This window comes from Bradyrhizobium sp. SHOUNA76 (assembly GCF_023006445.1).
Lineage (GTDB): Bacteria > Pseudomonadota > Alphaproteobacteria > Rhizobiales > Xanthobacteraceae > Bradyrhizobium.
This window is the reverse complement of sequence record NZ_JALBHA010000439.1, coordinates 1-5,550: the sequence shown is the minus strand read 5'-3', so window position 1 is coordinate 5,550 and position 5,550 is coordinate 1. Positions and strand designations below refer to the sequence as shown.

Genomic DNA, 5,550 nt, shown 5'->3' with positions numbered 1-5,550 from the left:
GGCGGCGCCTCCCGGCACTTGTTGCGGCGCCAGGCGTCCTCGGCCAATTGGGCCTGCCCGCGCACCGCGATATAGTCGTTGCGATAGGCGAGCTCGGACACGACGGCGCCACCCGTCCCGGTCTCGGCCTTCTCCATCAGCCCGCGCAAATCGTCAGTGCGCTTGGCGAGCGCCTTGCGCTCGCCCTCCAGCTGCTTGCAGTCGTACAATTCGTATTTGGCGGGATCGGCAAAGGCCGGCGCGACCGTCTCGCTCATGCTGGCGCAGCCGGACAGCGCGGCGCCGGCCGCAAGCAGCGCCAGGAGCGCGCCAAAGCCGCGCGGCGAAGAGGAAAACGAAGCAACCATGCCGGATGAATAGCCCCCGTGGATTGAGAATGCCTAAAGCAACAACAGATGTCCGGATTGAGGCTTTGCCTTGTGGGCCCGGCTCGCTTAAGGAAGAACCGTCCCTCCGAGCCCGCAAAGCGCCAATTCCAGACGGCCGGAGATGGACTTAAGTGTTTGATCTCGTTGGATCAAGCGGGCATGGCGGAATTGGTAGACGCAAGGGACTTAAAATCCCTCGGTGCGCAAGCGCTGTGCCGGTTCGACCCCGGCTGCCCGCACCACGAGATTTGACGCCGCGCGTGGCCGGTTGAAAGCCCGGCGCGGGCCTTTACTCGGCTTTAGTCCGTCTTCCCCTAAATCGAACGATGTCTGCCCGTCGATGCAGACCCAGGGACATGCAGGGCCTGGAGCTATTGGCTTCGATGGTGAGAGCTCCAATGGACGCGCGCGAGGATTGGTCCCGGTCCGGGATTGACGGAAGGCAAGCAGCGCCCGGACGTCACCTGCACGGGCTCGAGGTCTACGTCTTCCTGATCGCCTTCCTCTGCGTGTTCTACCTGTCGAACGGACCGCTTCTGCTCGGCCATTATGATCTGGGCTGGCACCTCGCCGCCGGAGACTTGATCAGGCAGCGGGGCGAAGTCCCCTTCCAGGATCCGTGGGCGTTCACCCTGGGCGACAAGCGATGGTACAATCTGTCCTGGCTCTGGGACGTGATGGCCAGCGTGCTGTATCAGCACGCGGGCTTTGCCGGGATCGTCCTCATGGTGGTCGCCAGCGGCGCGGTCATCGCAGGATACCTCGCCTTCTGCGGCCTGAGCAGCGGCGCATCGCCCCTGGCGGTTTGCATCGCGGTCTTTGCCGCGTGCCTGCTCTACCCCTGCTACGAAGCCTCGCCCAACATGTATCTGGCGGCATCGCCGAACATCGCGACCATGCTGTTCGCGGTGGTCTTTTACGGAGAATGCCTGCGGCGGCGAGGATGGTTCCTGCTGCCCCCGATGATGATCCTCTGGGTGAATTTGCATGGCGGCTTCATGCTCGCCTTTCCGATCCTCGGCGTCTTCGGTGGCCTCGCCCTGCTGCGGCGGGACTGGACAAACTTTCGGAACTACTGCCTCGCGGGCGTGGGGTGCTTCATCGCGATCTTCGTCAATCCGCTTGGGTGGCATGTCTATGACGGCGTGAGGGCGACGCTGGGTCATTTCGTCCAGGCCGATATCGGCGAATGGCGGTCCTATTTTCACAACATCGAGCTACCGGGCAGCATTCCTGGCATCGCCTATGCGCTGACTTTCGTTGCGCTGGAGCTGCGATACCGAAGCTCCACGCGCGTTCCGCTCGAGGCGCGCGTGCTTGCATGGCTCTTCCTGTTTCTGGGTCTCTATCAGTTCAGATACACCGCGTTCTTCTTCATCTTCTCGAGCGTCCCGATGGCGCTTCACATTGACCGGCTGCTGCCGAAACGTCTGTCGGGCTTCGAGGTCCAGCGCGCGATGCTGGCGGCAAGTGTCGTCGGCATCCTGTTGCTGCCATTCACGTTCATGCAGGTGAGACCGGCTCTGGCATTGCCCGACATGCTCTCGGAGGAGGATGCGCGCTATCTCGAGGCCCACAGCGCGCACGCGCACCTGCTGAACCACTGGAACATCGGTGGGCTCCTGATCTTCAGAACGCAGGGATCAGTGCCCGTCTTCGTCGACGGCCGGGCGGCGACCGCCTACCCGGACGAGTTGCTGCGCGACTATCTCAAGCTGGTTCGGTGGGACATCGACGAGGCGACCTGGGACAAGCTGATCAGCAAGTATGAGATCAATGCGGTGCTCTGGGTCAGAGCACATGACCCGCTGCGGCACTTCCTGGTCAGCGAGAGAGGCTGGAAAGAGGACTATACCGGCGCGTATGTCAGCCTCTACACCCGGCAAGAGGCCGCTCCACGGTAAGATCAGCTCTGCTGGGGCTCGCGCCAAGACGCCGGGCCGCCTGAAGGTCCACGCGGCAGCAGGAGCCAGAAACAGATCAGCGTGATCGAGAGCTGGCTGAACCCGTCCATGAACACCCCCGAGACCGACGCCAGGGTCGGAATGGCGATCGCGACCGTCAGCACGGCGGCCATCAGCGCCGCAGGCAGATCGACGACGAGAACCGCGGCGTACAGCGCCACCTCGAAGAAGGCGTACTCCTTCAGTCTGGGCGCGCAGAGATAGAGAGCGTACATCGCGAGCACAGTGATGCGCATCGCGGCGTCGGGATGGTCGACCAGCCAGTCGTCGAGCGTCTGAAGAAGCGAAGCCTTGCGAGCGGGGCGCGACGCTCCGACCATGCGCCACACCGAGATCGCGAGCGGCGCGAGCACGAGTGCGATTGCGATCAGACCATAGAGTGCGGCAACGACCGGCTTGCTGCCGGCAAGCCCAATGCGGTCCGCAACCGTCTGCGCGAGGAAGAGCAGCGACGGATTGACCTCGTTCCCCGGCGAATGCTGTCCGGGGATCTGGCCGAAGATCGCGCTCAGCCAACTCCTGAACAGGTCCGGATAGATCACCAGCGAAGCCAGGATCGGCAGCACGAACATGCCGGCTGCGACGGCGATCAGGAGAAGCTTGCGACCTCTTGGCTGCGGCAGGAAATAGAGCGCGGCAAGAACCGGGAAGAACACCAGCTTGAACGAGGTGACAAGGCCGAGCACGGCCGCACCAGCGAGCTGCGGTACGAGACTCGTGCCGCCCCCGCCCCCGGACTGCGCCGGACGCAGCAACAAGGCCAGCGATGCGGCCGTCAACAGGCCACTCAGGATCGCAAAATTCCCGGTCGCGATGATCCATTCAAAGCCGAGGAAGCCACCGAGCGCGAACAGGCTCCGCAGCGCGACATCCCTGAAGCCCGGCCGGGTCTTGCCGAGACCGGGCAACAACAGCGCGGAGATCAACGCGAGAACGAGATAGATCGGCTTGTAGTGCGTGACGAGGAAACCGCCGGCGCAGACCGGCCGGAAGGCATCGAGGGTCGCCGGAAGATAGGGATAGGAGAGCTTGGTGTCCTTCAGGTTCCTGACGAAATAGGGATCGAGCCCCCCGATATGCGCATCGACGGCTGCGCAGTTCACCCGCGCATCCCAGCCGAACGTCTCGTCCATGCCCATATCGATGGCAACTAGCGTTGCGACCAGCAGCGCCAAGGCCAGAATGAAGCGGGTCATCCAGTTGCTGCCCCGCGCGTCGGTGGCAAGGGCCCCTCGTTCTCCGCCCGCTGCGGACGCGGCGACGTCGGTCATGGTTGCGCACCTTCCATCTCGAGGCGTTTCGGCTCCGCGCGAAAATCCTGCAGCAGAATCCAGAAACACATCAGCGCGACGATGAGGAGGATGAAAGTGCCTTCAAACGCCGTCCCTGCAAGCGAGATCAGCGCGGGAATGAGAAGACCGACGGTGAGAACGGCTGCGAGCGCGCGGGCCGGCAGGTCGACGACGAGGATCGCGGCATAGAGCGCGAGCTCGAAGAAGGCATATTCCTTGAGGCGCGGCGAACTGAGATAGAGCGCAAACATGGCAAGCACGGTGATGCGCATGGCCGCGCGGGGATGATCCATCAGCCAGCGATCCAGCTGCAACAGACGCGATCCCCCTTCCCGCACCGGCCGGTCCGCAGCCACCCGCAGGACGGACAAGGCGAACGGTACAAGCACGAGCGCGAGTGCCGCCAGCGCATAGGTCGCAAGCACGGCCGGCCTGCCCTCAATGCCGGCGTGATCCATCAGGCTCTGCGCGAGCAGCAGCAGCGACGGATTGACCTCCACGAGATTGACCGCGTGCTGGTTGGGAATCCGTCCCGCAATCGCAAGCAGCCAGCTCGCGAACAGATCGGGGTACAGCATCCGCGATATCAGGATCGGCAAGACGAAGCTGAACGCCGCCACCGCGGTCAGCATCAGCTTGCGCCGACGCGGCAGCGGCAGAAAATAAAGCGCAACCAGCACTGGGAAGAACACCAGCTTGAACGAGGTCACGAGGCCAAGCAGCGCAGCGCCGGCGAGACGCAAGGCGAAGCTCGGATTCTCCGGCGCTCCGCCGGCTGGCGCACGAAGCAGGAGCATCAACGCGATCGTGGTCAGCACGCCGCTCAGGATCGCGAAGTTGCCGGACACGTGCACCCATTCGAAACCGACGAAAGCGCCGAGCGCGCACAGCACCTGGAGCGCAACATCGCGCGCGCGCGTGCGCGTTCGGCGGAGACCGGGCAAGAGGAGACCGCAGAGGACGGCGAGGACGAGATAGACGCCCATGTAGTGACCGGCGAGAAAACCGCCTGTGCACAACGGGCGGAAGACATCCAGCGTCACGGGCAAATAGGGATAGGAGAGCGTGGTGACCTTCAGATTCCTAACGAAATAGGGATCGAGCCCCTTGGCATGCGCATCGACCGCCGCGCAATTGACGTGAAGGTCCCAGCCATAGTTCAGATCGAGCCGGGCATAATTGGCGATATTGCCGAGCACGAACAGCGCCGTCAGCGCGATCAGGCAGGCAAGCCAGGTCCCTCGTCTCGCAGCCGGGTCGGCCGAGGGTCCCAACCATCGTGCTGCATCGGTCACGTCGGACACAAACGGATACCTTTTGGCCTGGGTCGGTGAGGCGCCAAAATGGCGCCGGGAATCAGCCGCCACACTGGATAGGATGCGTTTCCGTTTCATCCCGCGGGGATCGAAGAGCCTCGTCCGTCGCCGACCTTTAGGCAGGAATGGTGAATCAGCGGTTTCCGGCCCATCGCAAGACTGCGTCCCGGGCGGCCCAGCGGGGCTGGCTCCCTCACCAATTTTTGTCCGCCCCGGTTCCGCCTGCCAGCCATCCCGAAACATGGGTTGTGCAACGCAGCATGGACGAGGAATAAAGTCGCTCGATTTCAGAGGTGAGCTTCTTGTCCGACATCAATGCCGATTCTTGGGTGTCCACGGGACACCGGCCCATGGGTTTTCCAGAATTCGTCATCGTGATCGCCTCCATCATGGCGCTGAATCCGCTCGCCATGGACATGATGCTGCCGGCGCTGCCCAACATCGGCACCGCCTTCAGGATTCCGGTCGCCAACCACCTCCAGCTGGTGCTGTCCACCTTCCTGATCGGCTTCGGCGCCGGCCAGTTCGTCATGGGCCCCCTGTCGGACCGCTTCGGCCGCCGGCCGGTGCTGCTCGGCGGCATGGCGGTCTATGCGGTGGCGAGCGTGCT

At 63.6% G+C, this 5,550-nt stretch carries 5 protein-coding genes and 1 tRNA gene; 3 read left to right on the top strand and 3 right to left on the bottom strand.

Features of this window, described 5'->3' with window-relative positions; translation table 11 throughout:
- Positions 1-347, bottom strand: a 347-nt coding sequence (locus MOV74_RS30135) for a twin-arginine translocation pathway signal (protein WP_246930376.1), incomplete at its 3' end; no start/stop codon positions are given.
- Between the two features lie 174 nt (positions 348-521).
- On the opposite strand from MOV74_RS30135, the gene MOV74_RS30130 reads away from it, so the two are divergent.
- Both MOV74_RS30130 and MOV74_RS30125 read left to right on the top strand, forming a co-directional pair.
- Positions 522-610 (top strand) — tRNA-Leu (locus MOV74_RS30130).
- Positions 611-766: 156 nt separating this feature from the next.
- Positions 767-2,272: a hypothetical protein gene (locus MOV74_RS30125; protein ID WP_246930373.1), complete on the top strand. Its 1,506-nt coding sequence runs from the start codon at positions 767-769 to the stop codon at positions 2,270-2,272.
- Positions 2,273-2,274: 2 nt separating this feature from the next.
- Here the strand turns inward: MOV74_RS30125 and MOV74_RS30120 are convergent, their stop codons facing one another.
- Together MOV74_RS30120 and MOV74_RS30115 are read right to left on the bottom strand one after the other, a co-directional pair.
- Entirely contained in the window at positions 2,275-3,603 is a 1,329-nt protein-coding gene (locus MOV74_RS30120; RefSeq protein ID WP_246930371.1) for a hypothetical protein, read from the bottom strand.
- Positions 3,600-4,928 carry a hypothetical protein gene (locus tag MOV74_RS30115; protein ID WP_246930369.1) on the bottom strand — a complete coding sequence of 443 codons (1,329 nt, stop codon included), beginning with the start codon at positions 4,926-4,928 and terminating at the stop codon, positions 3,600-3,602. The genes MOV74_RS30120 and MOV74_RS30115 overlap by 4 nt, the downstream gene beginning before the upstream one ends.
- Positions 4,929-5,242: 314 nt before the next feature.
- Here MOV74_RS30115 and MOV74_RS30110 point away from each other — a divergent pair.
- Positions 5,243-5,550 (top strand): MFS transporter (locus MOV74_RS30110; RefSeq protein ID WP_246930367.1); only part of this gene is annotated, 308 nt, incomplete at its 3' end.